At 69.0% G+C, this 19725-nt stretch carries 21 protein-coding genes; 15 read left to right on the forward strand and 6 right to left on the reverse strand.

Going from position 1 to position 19725, the window contains the following annotated elements; all coding sequences use genetic code 11:
* The 9 genes from TSO5_RS21540 to TSO5_RS21580 all read left to right on the forward strand — a co-directional run.
* The coding region (locus TSO5_RS21540) for a methyl-accepting chemotaxis protein (RefSeq protein WP_247870867.1) at positions 1-394 on the forward strand (394 nt) is incomplete at its 5' end.
* A 19-nt stretch (positions 395-413) separates the two neighbouring features.
* On the forward strand, positions 414-1337 hold the full coding sequence (locus tag TSO5_RS21545; protein WP_109153483.1) for a protein-glutamate O-methyltransferase: 924 nt from the start codon (positions 414-416) through the stop codon (positions 1335-1337).
* A 3-nt stretch (positions 1338-1340) separates the two neighbouring features.
* Positions 1341-2003, forward strand: coding sequence for a chemotaxis protein (locus tag TSO5_RS21550; RefSeq protein ID WP_109153485.1), 663 nt, complete (start codon positions 1341-1343; stop codon positions 2001-2003).
* A 3-nt stretch (positions 2004-2006) separates the two neighbouring features.
* On the forward strand, positions 2007-3068 hold the full coding sequence (locus TSO5_RS21555; RefSeq protein ID WP_109153486.1) for a chemotaxis response regulator protein-glutamate methylesterase: 1062 nt from the start codon (positions 2007-2009) through the stop codon (positions 3066-3068).
* A 56-nt stretch (positions 3069-3124) separates the two neighbouring features.
* Positions 3125-4261, forward strand: coding sequence for a methyl-accepting chemotaxis protein (locus tag TSO5_RS33670; protein WP_109153488.1), 1137 nt, complete (start codon positions 3125-3127; stop codon positions 4259-4261).
* Positions 4262-4314: 53 nt separating this feature from the next.
* Complete coding sequence (locus TSO5_RS21565; protein ID WP_109153489.1) at positions 4315-4620, forward strand: STAS domain-containing protein; 306 nt, start codon at positions 4315-4317, stop codon at positions 4618-4620.
* Between the two features lie 5 nt (positions 4621-4625).
* Complete coding sequence (locus TSO5_RS21570) at positions 4626-5447, forward strand: ATP-binding protein (RefSeq protein ID WP_247870868.1); 822 nt, start codon at positions 4626-4628, stop codon at positions 5445-5447.
* Entirely contained in the window at positions 5444-6706 is a 1263-nt protein-coding gene (locus TSO5_RS33675) for a fused response regulator/phosphatase (RefSeq protein WP_109153491.1), read from the forward strand. The genes TSO5_RS21570 and TSO5_RS33675 overlap by 4 nt, the downstream gene beginning before the upstream one ends.
* Positions 6703-7920, forward strand: a complete 1218-nt coding sequence (locus tag TSO5_RS21580) for a SpoIIE family protein phosphatase (RefSeq protein ID WP_109153492.1) — start codon at positions 6703-6705, stop codon at positions 7918-7920. Before TSO5_RS33675 ends, TSO5_RS21580 begins: the two co-directional genes overlap by 4 nt.
* Before the next feature lie 100 nt (positions 7921-8020).
* Here the strand turns inward: TSO5_RS21580 and rpsD are convergent, their stop codons facing one another.
* Entirely contained in the window at positions 8021-8635 is a 615-nt protein-coding gene (gene rpsD, locus TSO5_RS21585; protein ID WP_109153494.1) for a 30S ribosomal protein S4, read from the reverse strand.
* 240 nt (positions 8636-8875) lie between these two features.
* Between rpsD and TSO5_RS21590 the strand changes: the two genes are divergently transcribed.
* The 4 genes from TSO5_RS21590 (at position 8876) to TSO5_RS21605 (ending at position 12226) form a co-directional block, all read left to right on the forward strand.
* Positions 8876-10036: an NAD(P)/FAD-dependent oxidoreductase gene (locus tag TSO5_RS21590; RefSeq protein ID WP_109153496.1), complete on the forward strand. Its 1161-nt coding sequence runs from the start codon at positions 8876-8878 to the stop codon at positions 10034-10036.
* A 125-nt stretch (positions 10037-10161) separates the two neighbouring features.
* Positions 10162-10638, forward strand: coding sequence for an Hsp20 family protein (locus TSO5_RS21595; protein ID WP_042689584.1), 477 nt, complete (start codon positions 10162-10164; stop codon positions 10636-10638).
* A gap of 130 nt (positions 10639-10768) precedes the next feature.
* The gene (locus TSO5_RS21600) at positions 10769-10990 is read left to right on the forward strand and encodes a DUF1150 family protein (RefSeq protein WP_109153517.1); all 222 of its coding nucleotides are present in this window, start codon (positions 10769-10771) and stop codon (positions 10988-10990) included.
* A gap of 159 nt (positions 10991-11149) precedes the next feature.
* Positions 11150-12226, forward strand: a complete 1077-nt coding sequence (locus TSO5_RS21605; RefSeq protein WP_109153498.1) for a hypothetical protein — start codon at positions 11150-11152, stop codon at positions 12224-12226.
* A gap of 35 nt (positions 12227-12261) precedes the next feature.
* Here the strand turns inward: TSO5_RS21605 and TSO5_RS21610 are convergent, their stop codons facing one another.
* The 4 genes from TSO5_RS21610 to rmuC form a co-directional block, all read right to left on the reverse strand.
* A complete protein-coding gene (locus tag TSO5_RS21610) occupies positions 12262-12462 on the reverse strand; it encodes a hypothetical protein (RefSeq protein ID WP_244560865.1) in 201 nt (66 codons plus the stop codon).
* A gap of 128 nt (positions 12463-12590) precedes the next feature.
* Positions 12591-14645, reverse strand: a complete 2055-nt coding sequence (locus TSO5_RS21615; RefSeq protein ID WP_109153502.1) for a methyl-accepting chemotaxis protein — start codon at positions 14643-14645, stop codon at positions 12591-12593.
* Between the two features lie 176 nt (positions 14646-14821).
* On the reverse strand, positions 14822-15010 hold the full coding sequence (locus tag TSO5_RS21620; RefSeq protein ID WP_109153504.1) for a hypothetical protein: 189 nt from the start codon (positions 15008-15010) through the stop codon (positions 14822-14824).
* A gap of 136 nt (positions 15011-15146) precedes the next feature.
* Positions 15147-16604, reverse strand: coding sequence for a DNA recombination protein RmuC (gene rmuC / locus TSO5_RS21625; RefSeq protein ID WP_247870869.1), 1458 nt, complete (start codon positions 16602-16604; stop codon positions 15147-15149).
* A gap of 148 nt (positions 16605-16752) precedes the next feature.
* On the opposite strand from rmuC, the gene TSO5_RS21630 reads away from it, so the two are divergent.
* Complete coding sequence (locus TSO5_RS21630; protein WP_109153505.1) at positions 16753-17346, forward strand: NUDIX hydrolase; 594 nt, start codon at positions 16753-16755, stop codon at positions 17344-17346.
* On the opposite strand, the gene TSO5_RS21635 is transcribed toward TSO5_RS21630, so the two are convergent.
* Positions 17343-18584 (reverse strand): ChaN family lipoprotein, encoded by a 1242-nt coding sequence (locus tag TSO5_RS21635; protein ID WP_247870870.1) that lies wholly within the window; start codon positions 18582-18584, stop codon positions 17343-17345. The two genes, TSO5_RS21630 and TSO5_RS21635, sit on opposite strands and share 4 nt — an antisense overlap.
* Before the next feature lie 296 nt (positions 18585-18880).
* Between TSO5_RS21635 and TSO5_RS21640 the strand changes: the two genes are divergently transcribed.
* On the forward strand, positions 18881-19618 hold the full coding sequence (locus TSO5_RS21640; RefSeq protein ID WP_109153506.1) for an SDR family oxidoreductase: 738 nt from the start codon (positions 18881-18883) through the stop codon (positions 19616-19618).
* The last annotated feature ends 107 nt before the right edge of the window (positions 19619-19725 follow it).

The raw sequence follows: 19725 nt of genomic DNA on the forward strand, positions 1-19725 counted from the left end.
CGGGCGCGGCTTCGCCGTGGTGGCGCAGGAGGTGCGGCAGCTCGCCCAGCGCTCCGCCCAGGCGTCGAAGGAGATCAAGGCGCTGATCATGGACAGCGGCGGGCAGGTGCGCGACGGCGTCGATCTCGTGCGCTCGGCCGGCAGCTCCCTGACCGAGATCGTGTCGGGCATCGGCCGGGTCGCCGATCTGGTGTCGGAGATCGCGCGGGCGACCGCCGAGCAGGCGTCCGGCCTGGACGAGGTCAACATCGCCATCGCCCAGATGGACGAGATGACCCAGAAGAACGCCGCCCTGGTGGAGGAAAGCACCGCCGCCGCCCGCTCGCTGGAGGAACAGGCCGACCAGTTGCGCCACCAGATGACCTTCTTCACCCTTGATCGCAAATCGGCCTGACAATGCCACCGGTGCCGCGATGACCGACCGCTCGCCCGCCTTATCGACCGAACCCGCGACGACGCGGCGCTCCCTCGCCGCCTCGCCGGCAGCGGTGTTCGGCGGTGCGCGCGAGTTCCGGTTCGAGCGGCACCATTTCGACCTGATCGCCGGGCTGCTCTATCAGCTGGCCGGCATCGCGCTGGCCCCGCACAAGGCCGAGATGGTCTATGCCCGGCTGGCGCGGCGCCTGCGCGAGTTGCGCCTGCCCGATTTCGACGCCTATTGCGCCCTGCTGCAGAGCGAGGACGTGGCGGACGAGATCGGCTTCCTGGTCAATGCGCTGACCACCAACCTGACCAGCTTCTACCGCGAATCGCACCATTTCGACTTCCTCGCCTCCACCGTCCTGCCGGAGGTGCGGGAGCTGAACGCCCACCTGTCGAAACCGCGCCTGCGGCTGTGGTCGGCCGGCTGTTCGTCGGGGCCGGAGCCCTACACCATGGCGATGGTTCTGGTCTCGACCATGGGCGCCGATCTGCGCCGCTGGGACGCCCGCATCCTCGCCACCGACATCGACACCCACATGGTGGACACCGCCCGGCGCGGCATCTATCCGCTGTCGGGCGCCACCGGCATCCCGCCACAGGTCCGCCAGCGCTTCACCCAGGACGTGAGGCTGGACGGCGAGCCCGCCGTGGCGATGGGCGATGAGCTGAAACGCCTCGTTACCGTCAAGCCGCTGAACCTGCTGGAACATTGGCCGATGTCCGGCCCGTTCGACGCGATCTTTTGCCGCAACGTGCTGATCTATTTCGACCGCCGCGGCCGGATGCAGGTGATAGAAAACTTCGCCCGGATGCTCCGCCCCGGCGGGTATCTGTTCCTCGGCCATTCGGAGAGCCTGTATGGCGTGTCGAACCTGTTCCGCCAGGCCGGTCCGACGATCTACCGGAGGGACTGAGCGATGAACGCCGTCCCCCTTCCCCGATCCGGATCCAACCGGTCCGCGACCCACCGGCGCCTCGGCAGCGGGCGCTACTTCAACCAGGAATTCAAGGTCGACACCGTCAAGATCGCGCTGGGGCAGCAGGCGGTCAGCGACCGGCCCGACCTGATGATCGCGACGACGCTGGGGTCCTGCGTGGCGGCCTGCATTCACGACCCGGTGCGCCGCATCGGCGGCATGAACCATTTCATGCTGCCCGATCTGCCGGCGATCGAGCTGGAGGGGGCCGGCGTCGCCGCGCGCTATGGCTCGGTGGCGATGGAGCGGCTGATCAACGCGCTGCTGGCGGCGGGCGCCGAACGCCGGCGCCTGCAGGTCAAGCTGTTCGGCGGTGGCCGGGTCATCGAGTCGAGCTACGACATCGGCGGGCTGAACAGCCGTTTCGCCCTGGATTACGTGCGGGCGGAGGGGCTGACGCTGGCGGGCCAGGATCTGGGCGGCGACTCCGCCCGGCGGCTGCATTACTTCCCGCACAGCGGGCGTGCGCTGCGCCGCCTGCTGCGGCCGGAGGCGGCGGCCGACACCGTCACCCGCGAACGGCGCTTCATCACCCACCTGAGCCAGAGCCCCGAGGAAGGCGAGGTCGAACTGTTCACGCCCGCCGATCCGGGAGGGAGCTGACCGATGCCCAGACCGATCCGCGTCGTCATCGTCGACGACAGCGCCCTGATGCGCGAAATGCTGAAGGACATCCTGAGCCGGGAGGCGGGGATGGAGGTCGCCGGCGTCGCCCGCGACCCCTTCGAGGCGCGCGAGGTCATTAAGGCCACCAACCCCGACGTCATCACCCTGGACGTCGAGATGCCGAAGATGGACGGCCTGTCCTTCCTGGAGAAGATCATGACCCTGCGGCCGACGCCGGTCATCATGGTCTCCTCCCTGACACGTGAAGGATCGGACGCCGCCATCCGCGCGCTGGAGCTGGGGGCGGTGGACTGCGTCGCCAAGCCCGGCGGTTCCGACGGGCACGGGTTCGAGGCGACGGCGATGGAGCTGGTCTCCAAGATCCGCGTCGCCGCCACCGCGCGCCTGACCATGCGCCGCCCGGCCGCCGTGCATGGCGTGCTGCCGACGCCGCGCCGCGCCGGGTCGGGGAAACGGCTGATCGCCATCGGCGCCTCGACCGGCGGGGTGGAGCGCATCCGCGACGTGCTGGCCGCCATGCCGGCCGATTGCCCGCCCATCGTCATCACCCAGCATATGGGGCCGAGCTACGTGCCCAGCTTCGCGGCCCGGCTCGACCGGCTGTCGGCGCCCACCGTCCGGGTGGCCGTCCATGGCGACCGGCCGGTCCAGGGGCTGGTGCTGATCGCCCCCGGCGACCGCCATCTCGCCATCGTCCGCGACACCGCCGGCTTCGTCTGCCACATCCAGGACACCCCGGCGGTCAGTGGTCACCGCCCGTCGGTCGACGTGCTGTTCGCCTCCGTCGCCAAGGCGGCCGGCGGCAATGCGGTCGGCGTCATCCTGTCCGGTATGGGCCGCGACGGCGCCATCGGCATGAAGGCGATGCATGAGGCCGGCGCCTTCACCATCGGCGAGCAGGAATCGAGCTGCGTCGTCTATGGCATGCCGAGGGCCGCCAAGGAGGCCGGCGCGGTCGCGGTCGAACTGCCGCTTACCCAAATCCCCGCCGAAATGCTGCGCGCCTTCGACGCCGTCGGCGAGCGCCCCCGCACCGCCTGATCCGACCGGGCATCCGGGCAAGGTTTCCCCGGGCAGAGTTTCTAAGGAGCACCAGTATGTTTACCCCCGCCTCCCCCGATGCCGTGCCCGCGACGCCGGACAATTTCCAGGACGGAGCCCAAGGCGGAAACGCCAAGGTCGCGGTCACTGCGGAGCTCCTGTCGACATGGCTCGGCTTCGCCGATGTGCAGCGCCGCACGCTCGACGTCGTGCAGGGCGAGCTGACGCGGACCTCGAACCATGTGGAGACCTCCACCCTCGACCTGTCGGACCGCTTCCGCGAGCTGGCCCAGAAGGCGCTGGACCAGTCGGAACGGGTGGCCCAGATCGTCGCCATGGCCGGGTCGGTCGACATCGACGGCGAACGGGTGCCGCTCGACACGCTGGTCGTCGGCATGCAGGACGTCATCACCGACATGGTGACCAACATCGTCACCCTGTCGCGTCACGCCATGAGCATGGTCTATCTGCTGGACGACGTGCAGAAGGACGTGGCCGAGCTGGAGAAGTCGATCGGCGACATCGACGGCATCAACCGCCAGACCAACTTCCTGGCGCTGAACGCCACCATCGAGGCCAGCCGCGCCGGCGAGGCCGGGCGCACCTTCGCCGTGGTGGCGCAGGAGGTGCGCCACCTCTCCCGCTCCACCGGCGAGCTGGCCGAGCGCATGCGCAGCAAGGTCACCGCCGTGGTGAAGGGCGTCCGCAACGGCCACGACATCCTGCGCCAGATCGCCAACACCGACATGTCGCCGCAGATGCTGGCCAAGGAGCGCGTCGACAAGACGATGGACAGCCTGGTGGCGCAGACCAACCATTTCCAGTCGGTGCTGGAAACCGCCGCCTCGGTGTCGTCCGACATGTCCGCCACCATCGCCCATGTCATCACCGGCATGCAGTTCCAGGACCTGACCAAGCAGCGGATCGAGGCGATCAACGACAGCCTCGCCATCATGGGCGCCGGGCTGGGAGAGCTGGAAACCCAAATCCGCGCCCAGGTTCCCGCCGGCATCGGCGCGCGGGAGCCGGAGGAATGGCTGAACCAACTGATGGGTCGATTCACGCTGAGCGAGATGCGCGAGCGCTTCGTCCGCAAGCTGCTGCTGGAAGGCACCGCGCTGGATGAAAACGGTGTGCTCGACCTCAATGCCGCAGGGGGAAGCGGCTCCGGCGGTGATATTGAACTCTTCTAGCCCGGTGCGCCGGCCACCTGTACAGTGAACCACTTTTCCGGAAAGACGGGCCTATGGATTACGGCATAGAAGTGCGCGATCAGGAGGCGGTCGTCCGCCTGCGCGGCCGCCTGACCTTCAACGACCATGCAAAGTTGCGGACCCTGATCGGCGAGATGGGGCAGAACAAGCTCAAGCGCCAGGTGCTCGACCTGTCGTCGCTGGAGTTCGTCGATTCCGCCGGCATCGGCATGCTGCTGATCGCGCGGGAGGAAATGGATCGCGCCGCCAAGCAATTCGTCCTGCGGGGCGCCGCCGGTCAGGTGAAGCGGGTGCTGACCGTGGCGCAGATCGCCAAGATCGTTGCGATGGAGGACTGATCCCGGTGAACGACGGGACGACCCAGAGCCTGGCCCAGAGCAAGGCCCAGAGCAAGGCCGAAGCGGTCGGATGCCGCACCCGCTTCGCCGGCCTCGCGGCTCCGGGGATGCCGGCCGAACGGCTTGCCCGGCTGGCTCAGGCTCTGGGTCTGGCACCGGTTGCGGAGCCCGCCGGGCCGGCGGCGCTGGCCGTCCTGCTAACCGGATCGGACCCCGGCAGAAATGCCGACGAGCTGTGGCTTCCCCCGGTCGCCGCCTGGATCGAGCCGCCGGACGGCAGCGATGCCGCCGGGCTGGTCCCGCTGCTCACCGAAGCGGCGGGCAACGACCTCTACCTCAACCTGACCACCGCGACCGCCCATGACCTCCAACTCGGCGGGCGGCTGCTGGCCGCGCTGAACGCGCGCCATCGGCTGGACGGGGACCGCCGCGACGATCTGGAGCTGGCCCTGCACGAGGCGGTCAGCAACGCGCTGGTCCATGGCAACCTGGGCGTCTCCGGCATGAAGGAACTGAGCGCGCAGGAACTGGAACGCTTTTCCCGCGATCTGGGCGATCGTCTGGCCGACCCGACCCTGGCCGCCCGCCGCATCGTCATCGCGTTGCGGATCGATCCTGCGGAGGATGGCCCGGCGCAGGATGGACGGGCGCAGGATGGCCGGGCGTTGGCGACGGTGGAGGTCACCGACGAAGGCGAAGGCTTCACCCCCGGCCCGCGCACCAGTTCCGGCGCCTCTGGCCGCGGCCTCGACCTGATCGGCAACATCGCCGAAGAGCTGGAGATCGCAAATGGCGGCCGCAGCATCCGCCTGAGGTTCCGGCTGTGACCGCGGCGGGATGGCATGGCCCCGGCAGTGAGGCCGTGTCGGCGCCGCCGAACGGACTTGCCGATCCGCAGCGATCGGACGGCCGCGCCTGCGAATACCAGGACCCCGACTGCACAATCCTCGATTGCCCGATCCTGGTGGTGGACGACACCGCCTTCAACCGCACCCTGATCGGCGCCTTCCTCGCCGAGGCCGGCTTCCGCAGGGTCTCCTTCGCCGCAAGCGGGCTGGAGGCCCTGGCGATGATCGAGGCCGCCCTCCCCGATCTGCTGATCCTCGACATCATGATGCCGGGAATGGACGGGTTCGAGGTCTGCCGCCGCCTGCGCGCCATGCCGGAGACCGCCGACCTGCCGATCCTGGTGCAGACCGCGCTGTCGTCCGGCGAGGACCGCAACCGCGCCTTCGCTGCCGGCACCACCGATCTGGTGTCGAAGCCGCTGGAGCGCACCGAGTTGCTGGCCCGCGTGCGCATCCATCTGGAAGACCGGGTGCTGATCCGCCGTCTGCAGGCCTATCGGGCGCGGGTGGAGGCGGAGCTGGCCATCGCCCGGTCGATGCATGAGCACCTGCTGCCGACCCCGGCGCAATGCGACGCGGTGGCCGCCGCCGCCGGCTGTCGCCTGCGGGCCCACAGCGCGATCTCCCCCCATCTCGGCGGCGATTTGTGGGGGCTTCTGCCGCTCGGCGGAGGGCGCTTCGGCGTCTATCTGCTGAATGTCGCCGGCCGCGGGGTTTCGGCGGCGCTGAATGCCTTCCGCCTGCATGCCCTTCTGCAGGAGCTTGGACCCGTTCACGGCCAGGATGCCGCCGGTCTGCTGACCGCGCTGAACGACCGCGCCGCCGGGCTTCTCGCCGCGGGGGAAAAGGCGACCATGACCTATGGGGTGGTGGACGGCGAGGCCGGGCGCTTCATCCACGCTTCGGCAGACGGTGCGCCGCCGATGATCCTGGATGGTGACGGCGGGCCGCATTTCGGCCTGGCCACCGGCCTGCCGATCGGCATTGCCCCCGGCACCCGCTATCGCAGCGAAATGATGGAACTGCCGCGCGGCGGCGTGCTGGCGCTCTACTCCGTCGCCGTGCTGGAAGCGCTGGACTCCGGCGGAACCGGCATCGGGCTCGGCTGGATGATCGCCCGCGCGGTGGCGGAGGGTGAGGGCTTCGAGGCGGTGGTCCGCTCGCTGGCCTTCGCGCTGGGCAAGGCCAGCGGCGACGACCACACCTTGCTGTGGATCGAGCGGGAGACGGCGCCATGACCGGTTCGCCGCCACCCGGCCTGCTGCCGGTCGAGACGCGCGATGCCTTCGATGGGCTGGCCGGCGCCCGCGTGCTGGTCGTCGACGACAACCGCATCAACCGCCATCTGCTGCTGGCATTGCTGGAGCGCGGCGGCATCACCCTGATCGAGCAGGCGGAAGATGGGCATGACGCCCTGGTCCGGATCGAGCGGTTCAAGCCCGACCTCGTGCTGCTCGACCTGATGATGCCGCAGATGGACGGGTTCGAGATGTGCCGGCGCCTGCGCGCCGATCCGCGCTGGAAATCGCTGCCGGTCCTGGTGCAGTCCAGCCTGAACCGGGCGGAGGATCGCGCCCGCGCCTTCGCCGCCGGGGCGACCGATTATGTCACCAAGCCGATCAACGCGGTGGAACTGCTGGCCCGCGTCCGCATCCATCTGCGCAAGCGCACCATGCTGCGCGACCTGCAGCAGTATCACAGCCGCACGGAAGCCGAGCTGGAGCTGGCCCGCGCCATGCAGGCCCGGATGCTGCCCGGCCCCGACCGGCTGGCGGAGCTGGAGGCGGCGACCGGCATCGCCATCCACACCCATTTCGCCCCCTCGTCCGAGCTGGGCGGCGATTTCTGGGGAATCGAACGGCTGCCGGATGGCCGGGTCGCAACCTATCTGGTCGATTTCTCCGGCCATGGCGTCGGCGCGGCGCTGAACACCTTCCGGCTGGACGCCATCTGTCGCCAGATCGGCAGCACGGAGCTGAGCCCGGCGGAGTTCCTGGCCGCCGTGAACCGCCGGCTGTGCGGGCTGCTGCCCTGCGGCCAGTTCGCGACGATGCTGACCGGCGTGATCGACCCGGCGGCCGGCCTGTTCCACTATGCCTCGGCCGGATCGACGGCGCCGATGATGTGGCATCCCGGCGACGAGGCGCCGCGGCTGGGCGACGGCAGCGGGCTGCCGCTCGGCCTGCTGGCGTCGGCCAGCTACGACAGCCGCGTGCTGCCGATGCCGCCCGGCGCCCGCCTGTTCCTCTATTCCGACGCCGCCATCGAGATCCCGGTCGGCGGCGAGGACAGCCACGAGGTTCTGGACGAATACGGTCTCGCCACCCTGTTCGCCCGCCGTCTGCAGGAGCCGGACGACGCCGCCCTGCTGTCCGGCCTGCTCGGCGACCTGAAAGCGACCGGCCCCATCGACGACGACCTGACGGCGCTGCTGCTGACGCGGCGGAAATAACACCGCGTGCGGGAGGGATCGCATTGGCGAGCTAACGGCTGAAAAGCAAAAAGGCCGCTCCCGAGGGAGCGGCCTTTCGCGTTCGGCGGGAGCCGACCGATCAGCGCGAGTAGAACTCGATGACCAGGTTCGGTTCCATCTGGACCGGGTACGGAACGTCGGCCAGCAGCGGGGCGCGGACGAAGCGGCCCTTCAGCGCGCTGCCGTCGACTTCCAGGTAATCGGGGATGTCACGCTCGCCGGAAGCGGAGGCTTCCAGGATCAGCGCCATCTGCTTCGACTTGGCGCGCACCTCGACGGTGTCGTTGTCCTTGATGCGGGCCGACGCGATGTTCAGGCGGCGGCCGTTGACCAGGATGTGGCCGTGGTTGATCAGCTGGCGCGCGGCGAACGGGGTCGGCGCGAACTTCATGCGGTAGACCACGGCGTCCAGACGGCGCTCCAGCAGGCCGACCAGGTTCTCGCCGGTGTCGCCCTTGCGGCGGACGGCCTCGGCATAGATGCGGCGGAACTGCTTCTCGCCGATGTTGCCGTAGTAGCCCTTCAGCTTCTGCTTGGCCATCAGCTGCAGACCGTAGTCCGACGGCTTCTTGCGGCGCTGGCCATGCTGGCCCGGGCCATACTCGCGCTTGTTCAGCGGGCTCTTGGCACGGCCCCACAGGTTGACGCCAAGGCGGCGGTCGATCTTGTACTTGGACTCTTGACGCTTGCTCATAACTCTCAGGCCTCGTTGGACACGAGTTGATGTTGTCCCGGTAGTTCCGTCCGCCTTGCTACAGGCGGCGGACGGGGCGTCAAAGATTGCGCGCGCCCGCTTTCCCAGGAGGTGAAGGCGCGCACAATACCCATTGACGGGCCGGAGTCAAGCCTGACGGCATATCCGGAACCTCTTGCGCACGCCCCTCCTTTGCGCTCCCCTTCCCGGCACAAGATTCGGCAGGCAGGAATAAGCGCGATGGAACGGGTGGAGTGCGTGGTCGTCGGGGCGGGCGTGGTCGGGCTGGCCGTGGCGCGGCGGCTGGCGCAGGCCGGGCGCGAGGTGATCGTGCTGGAGGCGGCGGACGCCATCGGCACCGGCACCAGCTCGCGCAACTCCGAGGTCATCCATGCCGGCATCTATTATCCGACCGGCAGCCTGCGCGCCCGGCTGTGCGTACCCGGCCGCGACGCGCTCTATGACTATTGCGCCGCCCATGGCGTCGAGCATCGCCGCGTCGGCAAGCTGATCGTCGCGACGGAGGAGAACCAGTTGCTCAAGCTGGCCGCGATCCGCGCCCAGGCCGCCGCGAACGGCGTCACCGACCTGACCGAGATCGATGCCGCCACCGCGCGGGCGTGGGAGCCCAACCTGCGCACCGTCGGCGCCTTGCTGTCGCCCTCCACCGGCATCATCGACAGCCATGGGCTGATGCTGGCCCTGCTGGGCGACGCGGAGGAGGCCGGGGCGATGCTGGCGCTGCTGAGCCCGCTGACGCGCTCGCACCGAACCGCCACCGGCTTCGAACTTGAGGTCGGCGGGGCGGAACCGATGCGCATCGCCTGCTCCACCCTGGTCAATGCCGGGGGCTTGGGCGCCTGGGGCGTGGCGCGCGGGCTGGAGGGGCTGGATGCCGCCCATGTGCCGCCGCGCGTGCTGGCGAAGGGCAATTACTATGCGCTTGCCGCCGGCCGCTCCCCCTTCTCGCGGCTGGTCTATCCGGTGCCGGTCGAGGGCGGGCTGGGCGTCCACCTGACACTGGACCTCGCCGGACAGGCCCGATTCGGTCCCGACGTGGAATGGCTGGGTGATGTGGAGGGCAGCGTTGATTACGCCGTCGATCCCGCCCGCGCCGACTCCTTCTATGGCGCGGTGCGCGCCTATTGGCCGGGGCTGCCGGACGGCGCGCTGGTGCCGGCCTATTCCGGCGTGCGGCCGAAGCTGAGCGGGCCGGGGCAACCGCAGGCCGACTTCCTGATCCAGGGGCCGGACACCCATGGGGTGGACGGTCTGGTCAACCTGTTCGGCATCGAATCGCCGGGCCTGACCTCCTGTCTGGCCATCGCCGACGCGGTGGCAATGGCGCTTGGCGAGGCGCCTGAAATTCTTAACCATTCCCGAGGCTCACAGGGTTCTTGACCGCGACCTCGGCTCTCCCAATCTATAGGCATGGCGGCGCCGGCCGATGCTGGGCCGCCGACCCGCCGGGCGCCGGAAACGGGCCCATCTTCCGCAACTCGCTCCCGTCGTGAGGAGGATGCGTCGTGACGACTCGCCTTTCGCTCTTCAACAGCCCGCTGCTGCTCGGCTTCGACCAGTTCGAGCGCACGCTCGACCGGATCGCCAAGAATTCGGCCGAAGGCTATCCCCCCTACAACATCGAGCAGATCGGCGACGACGGGCTGCGCATCACGCTTGCCGTGGCCGGCTTCACCTCCGATGACCTGTCGGTCCAGATCGAGGACAACCAGCTGGTCATCCGCGGCCGCCAGACCGACGACAAGTCGCGCGTCTACCTGCACCGCGGCATCGCCGCGCGGCAGTTCCAGCGCAGCTTCGTCCTGGCCGAGGGGATCGAGGTGGTGGGCTGCTCGCTCGACAACGGGCTGCTCAACATCGACCTGACCCGCCCGATGCCGGAACCGAAGGTCCGCACCATCAAGATCGAGCAGCCGAAGAAGGCCGCCGGCGGCGCCATGCCCCGCACCATCGACGTGTCCGCCGATGGCCGGGACGACTGATCGCCTGAAAGCCCGATCGCCGGAAAGTCTGATCCAGGTCACAGCCTTCACCCCCGTTCTCCGACACTCTACCCCCGACACTCTGCACGCGCGGTCGCCCATGACGGGGAGCCGCCGGGAGATCACGATCATGATGAACGATACCCACACCCAGCTGCGCCAGCTGTCGCCCCAGGATTTCGCCAGCTTCGGCCTGGGCGACGTGGCCTATGTCCGCCCGGTCGAGATGGACGGAACCGCCGCCTTCGCCATCCACGCCGCCGACGGCACGCCGCTGAGCGTGGTGGCCGACCGCGAGCTGGCCTTCGCCGCCATCATCCAGAACGACATGGAGCCGGTCAGCGTCCATTGACCGGTTCGGCCGGGGCGCCGCCGTCATCGGCGGGCACCCCCGGCCGGTTGCGCTGCAATCCGCCACATCTCGATCCTTGTCAGCCCTGACTCCTGCTGTAAGGTGCGCTCTGCGATAATCGCCGAGACAAGACGCGAAGAGGCAGTGGGGGACGGTCGGTTGGACGGCGGGGCAAGCGAAACGGCGGCGGATACGAAGTCCGCTCCCGACACGGAAAAGCGCAGGGCCTGGGATGACGAGGCGCGCGATTCCCTTCACATCCTGCCCTTGTCGGCGATCCCGTTGGAAACGCCCGGCTTGCAGCATGCGCGCCTGATCAAGAATGTCCGGCTGCAGACGGTGGTGGAGATGTTCCGCGATGCCCAGACCGGCAGCGGGCAAGTCTCCCCCCGCCACATCCCCGCTTATTTCGAATCCTACAAGGACGAGGTCGAACGCGATCTGGTGAAGCTGGAGAAGATCGGCGCCGCCTCCAGCTTCGACGTCTATTCCTCGCGGATCGAGCTGCGGCGGCTGAACATCGACGTCAACAATGTCGAATCGCTGACCCTGTCCGACCGCAAGAAGGCCGAGCTGACCAACTACATGCGGGTCTTCACCCGGCCGCTGATGGAATATGTCTATGGCACGGAGGAGCTGCAGGTCTCCGACGTGACCGACATCATCCAACTGTTCGCCAACCCCAACCGGGACGAGGCTCTGCGCAACCTGCGCATGATGGCCGACCGGCTGGACATTGGCCTGGGCGAGATCCCGCAGTTTCTCGAGGAATACGGCGACGTCTTCCTGTCGCTGGCCTATTTCCGCAAATGCCTGGACGAGATCGTGCCGGAGGTGCAGCGCTTCGTCGGCTGGATGGGCGAAATCCGCAGCTCCGCCGAGGTCAAGCGCGACCCGCGCCAGATCAGGATGCTCGACGACATCGCCCGCGACCTGACCGACATCTCGACCTCCATCACCGGCCGGTTCGAGAGCTTCGACAACCGATCGAAGGACTTCTGGAGCGACATCAACGCCGACACCTTCCGGTCGATCCGCGAACTGATCTCGTCCCACCACGTCACCATCGGCGGGGTGCTGTGCGGTCTGGCGGTGAAGATGAACCTGTGGAAGCACCGCTTCGCCCGCGGCGGCGGCGGCCCCAACCGGCGCATGGAGTTCGTGAAGTCGGAGATCCTGCCCGGCCTGTCGCACATCAAGGCGCTGGAACAGTCGGCGCGGACCGGCCACCTGTAGTTGCCGGCCGCTCTCCGCCCGATCCCCACCCGCCTTCAATCCATCGACAGCATCTTCCCCATGCCGTTGTCCAGCAGGATGGTGGCGAACAGCGTCAGGATCGGGATCAGAAACATCAGCCCGATGACGCATCGGACGATCAGGTCCTTGCGTCGGGCGGAGCGGCACAGCGGGCAGTCGTCGGGACCATGCCCGTAATCGGACCCGCAATAGGGACAGGCTGTGGTGTCGACCATGGCAGACGGGCTTTCAGCATGGGCGGGAGGCCCTGGAACCAAGTCCATTCTGGACCCGCGTCCCCGCCCGACGTCATGAAATCCCTGTCATACTTAAGGCTTTTCCCGTCCTGTGGCGGGCCAGCCGCTCAGGCCGCGCGATCCATCGGCACCAGCCCGGCGACGCTGCGGCCGAACTGCGCCGCGAACCGGTCCCGTTCGGCCCCGGCCAGGGTGAAGGTGACATGCAGACGGCCGGCAGCACCGCGTTCCAGAGCGCGCACGACGGCAGGCACCGGCTCCAGCCCCGGCAACGCGACGCGCAACGCGGTTCCCTCGGCCAGTCCACTCCCCACCAATCCGCTCCCCACCAATCCGCCCCATGCCTCCTGCGGCAGACCGCTCAGCTGGGCGCCGCCTTCCGAGGCGTTGTCGACCGTCACCGGCAAGTCGCGCCCGCCCACCGTGATCCGGCCCGGACGGTTCAGCGGGTAGCGCGGAGCGGCGCGGCGGTTCACCTCCGGCGTCGCCGTGCGGATCGCCTCGATCAGGACGCGGCGGAGCTGGTCGATGCTGGTGGCGACGCGGGTGGACAACGCATTGACTTCGCTCGCGCGCTCGCCGGTGGCCGTGGCCTCCTCAGACACTGCGGCGATGCGGGTCGCCACCTCCTGCGCGGCGTTGGAGGTCTGGACGACGTTGCGGGCGATCTCGCCGGTCGCCGCCTCCTGCTCCTCGATGGCGGCGGCGACGGTGGCCGATACCGTTTCGACCCCGCGCACCCGCTCGGCGATGGCGCGCACGGCATTCACCGCCTCCGCGGTGGTGGCCTGGATGGCGGCGATCTGGCTTTCGATCTCGTCGGTCGCCCGCGCGGTCTGGCCGGCGAGCTGCTTCACCTCGCTCGCCACCACGGCGAATCCCTTGCCCGCCTCGCCGGCCCGCGCCGCTTCGATGGTGGCGTTGAGCGCCAGCAAATTGGTCTGGCCGGCGACGTCGTTGATGAGGTCGGTCACCTCGCCGATGCGGGTCACCGCCTCCGCCAGCCGCTGGATGGTCTCCTCCGCCCGGACCGACGCGCCGACGGCGTCGCCGGTCATCGTGGTCGCGGTGCCGATCTGGGCCGCGATCTCGCGGATGGAGGCGCTGAGCTGCTCCGACGCGGCTGCCACGGTCTGGGCGTTCGACAGCGCCTGGGTCGCGGCGGCGGCGACATTCTGGCTGTTGTCGCTGACCGCACGGGCCGATTCGGCCATGCGGGTGGCATTGCCGGCCATCTGGCTGGTCTGGCTGGCGACCACGTCGACGGCGTTCGACGCCTCGGTCTCCACCGTTTCGGCCATGCGCAGCAGGGCCGCCTGCTTCTCGCGCTCCGACCGCTCGCGCTCCTCGTCGCGCAGACGGCGCAGGCGCTCGGCCTCCTCGGCATTCTGCTTGAAGACGTTGAGCGCCTGCGCCATCGCCCCCACCTCGTCGCCACGGTCGGCGCCGGGAATGGCGACGGTGAGGTTGCCCTGGGCCAGCGTCCGCATCGCCACCGTCAGTTCGCCCACCGGCCGCACCACCCGGCGCCGGATGCCCAGCACGCCCAGCACCACGACCGCCAGAACCAGGGCCGACACGCCCCAAACCGCGGTCATGAACAGGTTCTCGCGGCCGGCGGCATAGACCTCCGTCTCGCTGTTGTAGCGGGTGGTGTCCTCGACGATCCGGTCGACGACGGCGCGATGGGCGGCATAGGCCTCGGCGATGACCGCGTAGGAGGCGCGCGCCGCGGCCTCGTCCTTGCGGGCCAGCGCCGGCAGGAACCTCGTCTCGATCTCGCTCCAGAAGCGCATCACCGGCGCGTGGGAGGTCCGGGTCAACTGGTCGACCAGCGCCGGCTCGAAGCCCTCCTTCAGCCAATATTCGTGCCGCTCGTCATAATCCTTGCGCAGCTGCGCCAGCCGCGTGCGGCGCTGTCCGACCGACGCCGGGTCGTTCATCGCCAGCGTCGCCTCCAGATAGGCTTCGATCACATATTCCGGCGGCGGCAGGATGTCGGCGATCAGGTCCTTGCCCAGGACGATGCGCTGGTAGATCGGCCCACCCACCTTCAGCTCGCGGATCGCCAGTGCGCCCGTGACGACCACCGCCAGGAAACCCAGCGTGACCGCCACCCCGAACAGATTGGTAAGCGCGGCAATCCGGAGGTTTTTCAGCATGGTGCAACCCCTGCGCAAAGACGACGGCATAGGGTTGCTTCTCAAAATAAGTCTAATATGACAAGCAAAAAACTTGCTCGATTATCGGCACTATTGGAAATGATGTTTCGTTAAGCGCTTTGCATACGGATTGTGCAGGGTCTGCGCAAGGGGCGACCAAAGAGCTGGACGTGATCTCAGGTCAAGACCAAGGTGCCGACCCAGCCGACCAGGGCAAGAATCACCAGCATCACCAGCAGAGCCACGATCACGGCATTGGTGCGCCGAATCGAACGACAGCGCGGGCACCCCTCCTCGGCGGCGGGATAGCGGTGGGCGCAACGGTCGCAGCGGACGGTCTGGTCGGTTGCGGTCTGGTCCGACATCGGCGGGTTCCATGGGGTCAAAGGGCGGTAACGCCGCATGGATAGCACGCCCGCCGCCGCACCGCAGCGTCGATGAGCGGCGGCCGGGCGCCGTCGCCGGTGGGGCGAAATGCCGCATCAACCGGCCGGACGCCCATCAATCGGCTGCGGTGGTCTCCACCGGCGGCACGGCGCGCAGTTCGGTCGCCTGCAAACGGCGCGGGCTGTGGTCCAGCGGTTCCAGCAGCGGCATCTCCGCCCCTTCCGGCGCGGCGTGCAGGTCGCGGAAGCGGCGGGCGCTGACCAGAACCCGCGACTCCAGCGTCCCCACCGCGCTGTTGTAGCAGCCGACGGCCTTGTCCAACTGCCCGCCCAGCTTTTCCATATGGCCGCCCAGGTCGGACAGCCGTTTGTAAAGCTCGGCGCCCAGCGCACTGATTTCGCGGGCATTGTCGGCCAGCCGCTCCTGCCGCCAGCCATAGGCGACGGCGCGCAGAAGCGCGATCAGGGTGGTCGGTGTCGCCAGGATGACGCGGTGGTCGATGCCGGCCTCGATCAGCGCCGGGTCCTGCTCCAGCGCCGCGGAGAAGAAATTCTCGCCGGGCAGGAACAGCACGACGAATTCCGGGCTGTCGTCGAACTGGTCCCAATAGCCCTTGGTGCCGAGCTGCTTCATATGCTCGCGCACATGGCGGGCATGGCGGACCAGACCGTCGCGCCGCGCCACCTCCTCCACCGCCTGGATGCCGTCCAGATAACCTTCCAGCGGCGTCTTGGCATCGACCACGATGGTCTTGCCGCCGGGCAGCGTGACGATCAGGTCAGGGCGCAGCCTGCCGCTGTCGACCGACACCTGCTCGACGAAGTCGCAATGGTCGAGCATGCCGGCCATTTCGCAGACCCGGCGCAGCTGGATTTCGCCCCAGCGCCCGCGCGCCGCCGGGGTGCGCAGAGCACGGACGAGGTTGCCGGTCTCCGCCCGCAGCTGGGTCTGTGTTTCGACCAGCGACAGCACCTGCTGCTTCAGCCCCTCATAGGCGCCGGCCCGCGTGCTTTCCAATTCGCGGATCTGGCGGTCCATCGCCTCCAGCGACTGGCGCACCGGGTCGACGATGGCGGCGATGGCGGTCTGCCGCTTGTCCAGGTCGCCCTTCGCCTGCTCCTGGAAGCCGGTCAGCGTCTCCCGCGCCAGATCGAGGAAGCTGCGGTTGTTCTGGTGCAGCGCCTCCGCCGACAGGGCCTTGAAGCTGTCGGCCAGCGCCGCCTGGGCGCGCTCCAGCAGCGCCATCTTCTCCGCCGCGGCGGTGCGCTCCGCCTCCAGCCGGGTGGACATCTGGGCATGGCGTTCGCGGGCGTCGGCGACCTCGCCATGCAGACGGGCGATCTGGTGGTCGCGCGCCTCGATCTCCTCGCGCAGATCGTCCTCGGTCCGTTCGGCAAGGTCGAGACGGGTGGCGAACTCCGCATGCAGGGCGGCGGCGGCGGCTTCCGCCCGTCCGGCGGCGGCGCGCATCACCGCCCAGGCGACGGCGGTGCCCAGCAGCAGGCCGGCCACCAGCCCGACCGCCAGCGAAAGGCCGTCAATCACCATCCCGTTGACCAGGAACTGCGTCACCCCGACTTCCCTCACCGTCTGAGACGGGCACAGCCTATCGGAACGAATCGCGAATTGGAACGGGGCACGAACGGACAGGGAGCCGCACCGGCCGAGCCGCCGCTTTCCCCGCTTGCCCAACCAAGGATACGGCGCCATATCGGAAGCCATGCCGAACGACACGCTCCCCGACAACAATTCCCCCGATTGCGGCCCCGACTGCGGGGGACCGCGCGTCCGCGCCATTCCGCCCGGCGAGGATCGCGAGCGGCTGATGTGCCCGGATTGCGGCTATATCGCCTACCAGAACCCGCTGATCGTGGTCGGGGCGGTGGCGACCTGGGAGGATGGCCGCATCCTGCTCTGCCGCCGCGCCATCGAACCGCGCAAGGGCTTCTGGACCCTGCCCGCCGGCTATATGGAAGAGCGCGAGAGCACCCGCGACGGCGCCGCCCGCGAAGCCTGGGAGGAGGCGCGGGCGCGCATCGACATCGACCATCTGCTGGCGATCTACGACATCCCGCGCATCAGCCAGGTCCAGATGATCTTCCGCGCCCGGCTGCTGTCCCCCGATGTGGAACCCGGCCCAGAGAGCCTGGAGGTCGGCCTGTTCGCCTGGAAAGACATCCCCTGGAGCGAGCTTGCCTTCCCCACCGTCGTCTGGGCCCTTCGCGAGCATCATGAGCGGCTCGGCCAGTTGGACTGTGCCCCGGCGGTCAATCCCACGCCCGATGCGCTGGCGCGGTGGGAGAAGATGCTTTAAGGCGTGCCTGTCTTCTCCGTCGGGAATTTCGCCACCAGCTCCTGCTCCGCCCCGTCGCGGCGGATGGTGAGCGGCAGCCAGGTGCCCGGCGCCTGACGGCGGATCACCGCCACCAGATCGGCCGGTGCACGCACTGGCGTTCCCGCGGCGACCAGAATGCGGTCGCCGGTGCGCAGGCCCGCCGCCGCCGCCACGCTGCCGTCGCCGACCGCCCCGACCGTGATCCCTTCCGGCCCGGGGTCGAGCTGCACGCCCAGTTTGGGGCGTTGCGGTTCGGCATCCTCCCGCGCCGGCCCCAGGCCGAAGACGGCATCGGCGATGCGGCCGTCCAGATCGTCGCAGTCGCGGTCGGCGTCCCACGGCAGCAGCACGACGGCGTCGCGAATGCCGAGGTCGGCCAACTGGTGCGGCACGCCGTCCCGCTGGGCCACATGCCCCTCCCCCAGAATGCCGATCACGCTGCGGCCGGTGGCGCGGCGAGTCTCGGCGATCTTCTCCGCCATCGCGCGGTCCCAGACGCCTTGCGCCTCGATGAAGCGCTGGGCAGCCTTGTTGGGGGCATCGTCGGGCGCGGCGGCGCGGGCTTCCGAGTGGTCGTGCGCCGCCAGCGTCTCGGTCAGGCGGTTGCGGTAGGCCTCGGTCGGCAGGGCCGGCGTGCCGACGCCCTCGCGATCCGCCTCCGGGATGGCGGCCCAGCCATTGCGGGCGGTGCGGCTGACCAACGAGCGTTCCACATTCAGCGCCACCACCGGCAACCGGTGCAGACGGGCAAACTGCAGGATCGGCAGATAGAATTGCGGATCGAAGCCCCAGACGCTGCGCCAGTCCGTCTGCTTCAGGAACTCGCTCTCCGTCAGTTCTCCCGCCACCCAGCGGTCGAGCACCGGCTGCAGCCGGCGCGGCAGCATCTCCATCCCGACGGCAAGATCGGGGTTCAGCGCGTGCAGCCCGGCCAGGGTATGAAGCTGCCAGCGGTGATGGTCCGGCTTGTCATGCTGCTCCCCCAGCAGGACCACGGGCGCCTCGGCGATCCGGCGCAGCAGCGGCACCGGCTCTACCGCCGTTCCGGTGCCGTCCGCCCAGACGCCGGGCGGCACGCAGCCGATGCGCGCGGCGTCCTCGGCCTTGGCCTCCGTGGTCCAAGCGGTGGGAGCGCTCAGGAACAGCGCCGCGACGGTCAGCAGGGCGATGCGGCGGCGCGGAACGGCGGCGGCGGGACGGAAGGGCTGGCGCGGCAAGGGCTGGCTCCGTCGGTGCGGGGATTGCGCCAAGGTTGGCGCTGCCGGACGCAACGTCAATGGACAAAGCCGGCGATTGCGTCGTTCAGTCGCGCCCAACAGCGAATGGGCGGCCGGCATACTGGCGGATGACAGGCGAAGCGGCGGCGGGTAGGATCGCCGCAGGCGGTGGACCACCGGCAGATGGGGACCGGCAGATACGGGAGCGCCCGGCTCCCGCATCCGTAACCCCGAGGCCGTTCCCAGGGCGTCCGCCTTCCCCGCCGACCGCAATCATTCGTGAAGCGCAGCCCCCCATGCCGCACCGCAAAGTCGTCATTCTCACCGGCGCCAGCCGGGGTATCGGACACGCCACCGTCACCCGGTTCAGCAACGAAGGCTGGCGCGTGATCTCCTGCTCGCGCGAGGAGGTGCCGGACCATTGCCGGCGCGATCCCAACTGGACCCACCACATCCCGGCCGACCTGTCGGACCCGGCCAGCCGCGCCGCCTTCGTGGAGGAGGCGAACAAGGCGCTGGACGGCGCGCCGCTGCACGCCCTGATCAACAATGCCGGCATCTCGCCCAAGACCCCCATCAAGGAGCGGCTCGGCTGCCTGAACGGCTCGATCGAGGGCTGGCACCGGGTGTTCGAGCTGAACTTCTTCGCCGCCCTGGTGCTGGCGCGCGGCTTCGCCGCCCCGCTGTCGCGGGCGAAGGGGGCGATCGTCAACGTCACCTCTATCGCCGGCCATTCGGTGCATCCCTTCGCGGGATCGGCCTACTCGACCTCGAAAGCGGCGCTGTCCGGCCTGACCCGCGAAATGGCGGTGGAGTTCGCGGAGATCGGTGTCCGCGTCAACGCGGTCGCCCCCGGAGAGATCGAGACCGCGATGACCGGCCCGGAATACGACGTGCTGATCCCGCGCATCCCGCTGAAGCGTATGGGCACACCGGAGGATGTCGCCGCGGTGATCTTCTATCTCTGCGGACCGGACTCGGCCTACGTGACCGGCACGGAGACCTTCATCACGGGCGGGCAGCATCTGTTTTGAGGGTGGCTGCCGCGCTTGCCCCCTCCCCATCCCTCCCCCTCTTCGAGGGAGAGGGGGCAGGACCTTTGTCGGCATGAACGGTAACGCGAAGCAGCGGCGGTCCCCTC

Origin of the sequence: Azospirillum sp. TSO5 (genome assembly GCF_003116065.1) — a bacterium.
Taxonomy (GTDB): Bacteria; Pseudomonadota; Alphaproteobacteria; order Azospirillales; family Azospirillaceae; genus Azospirillum.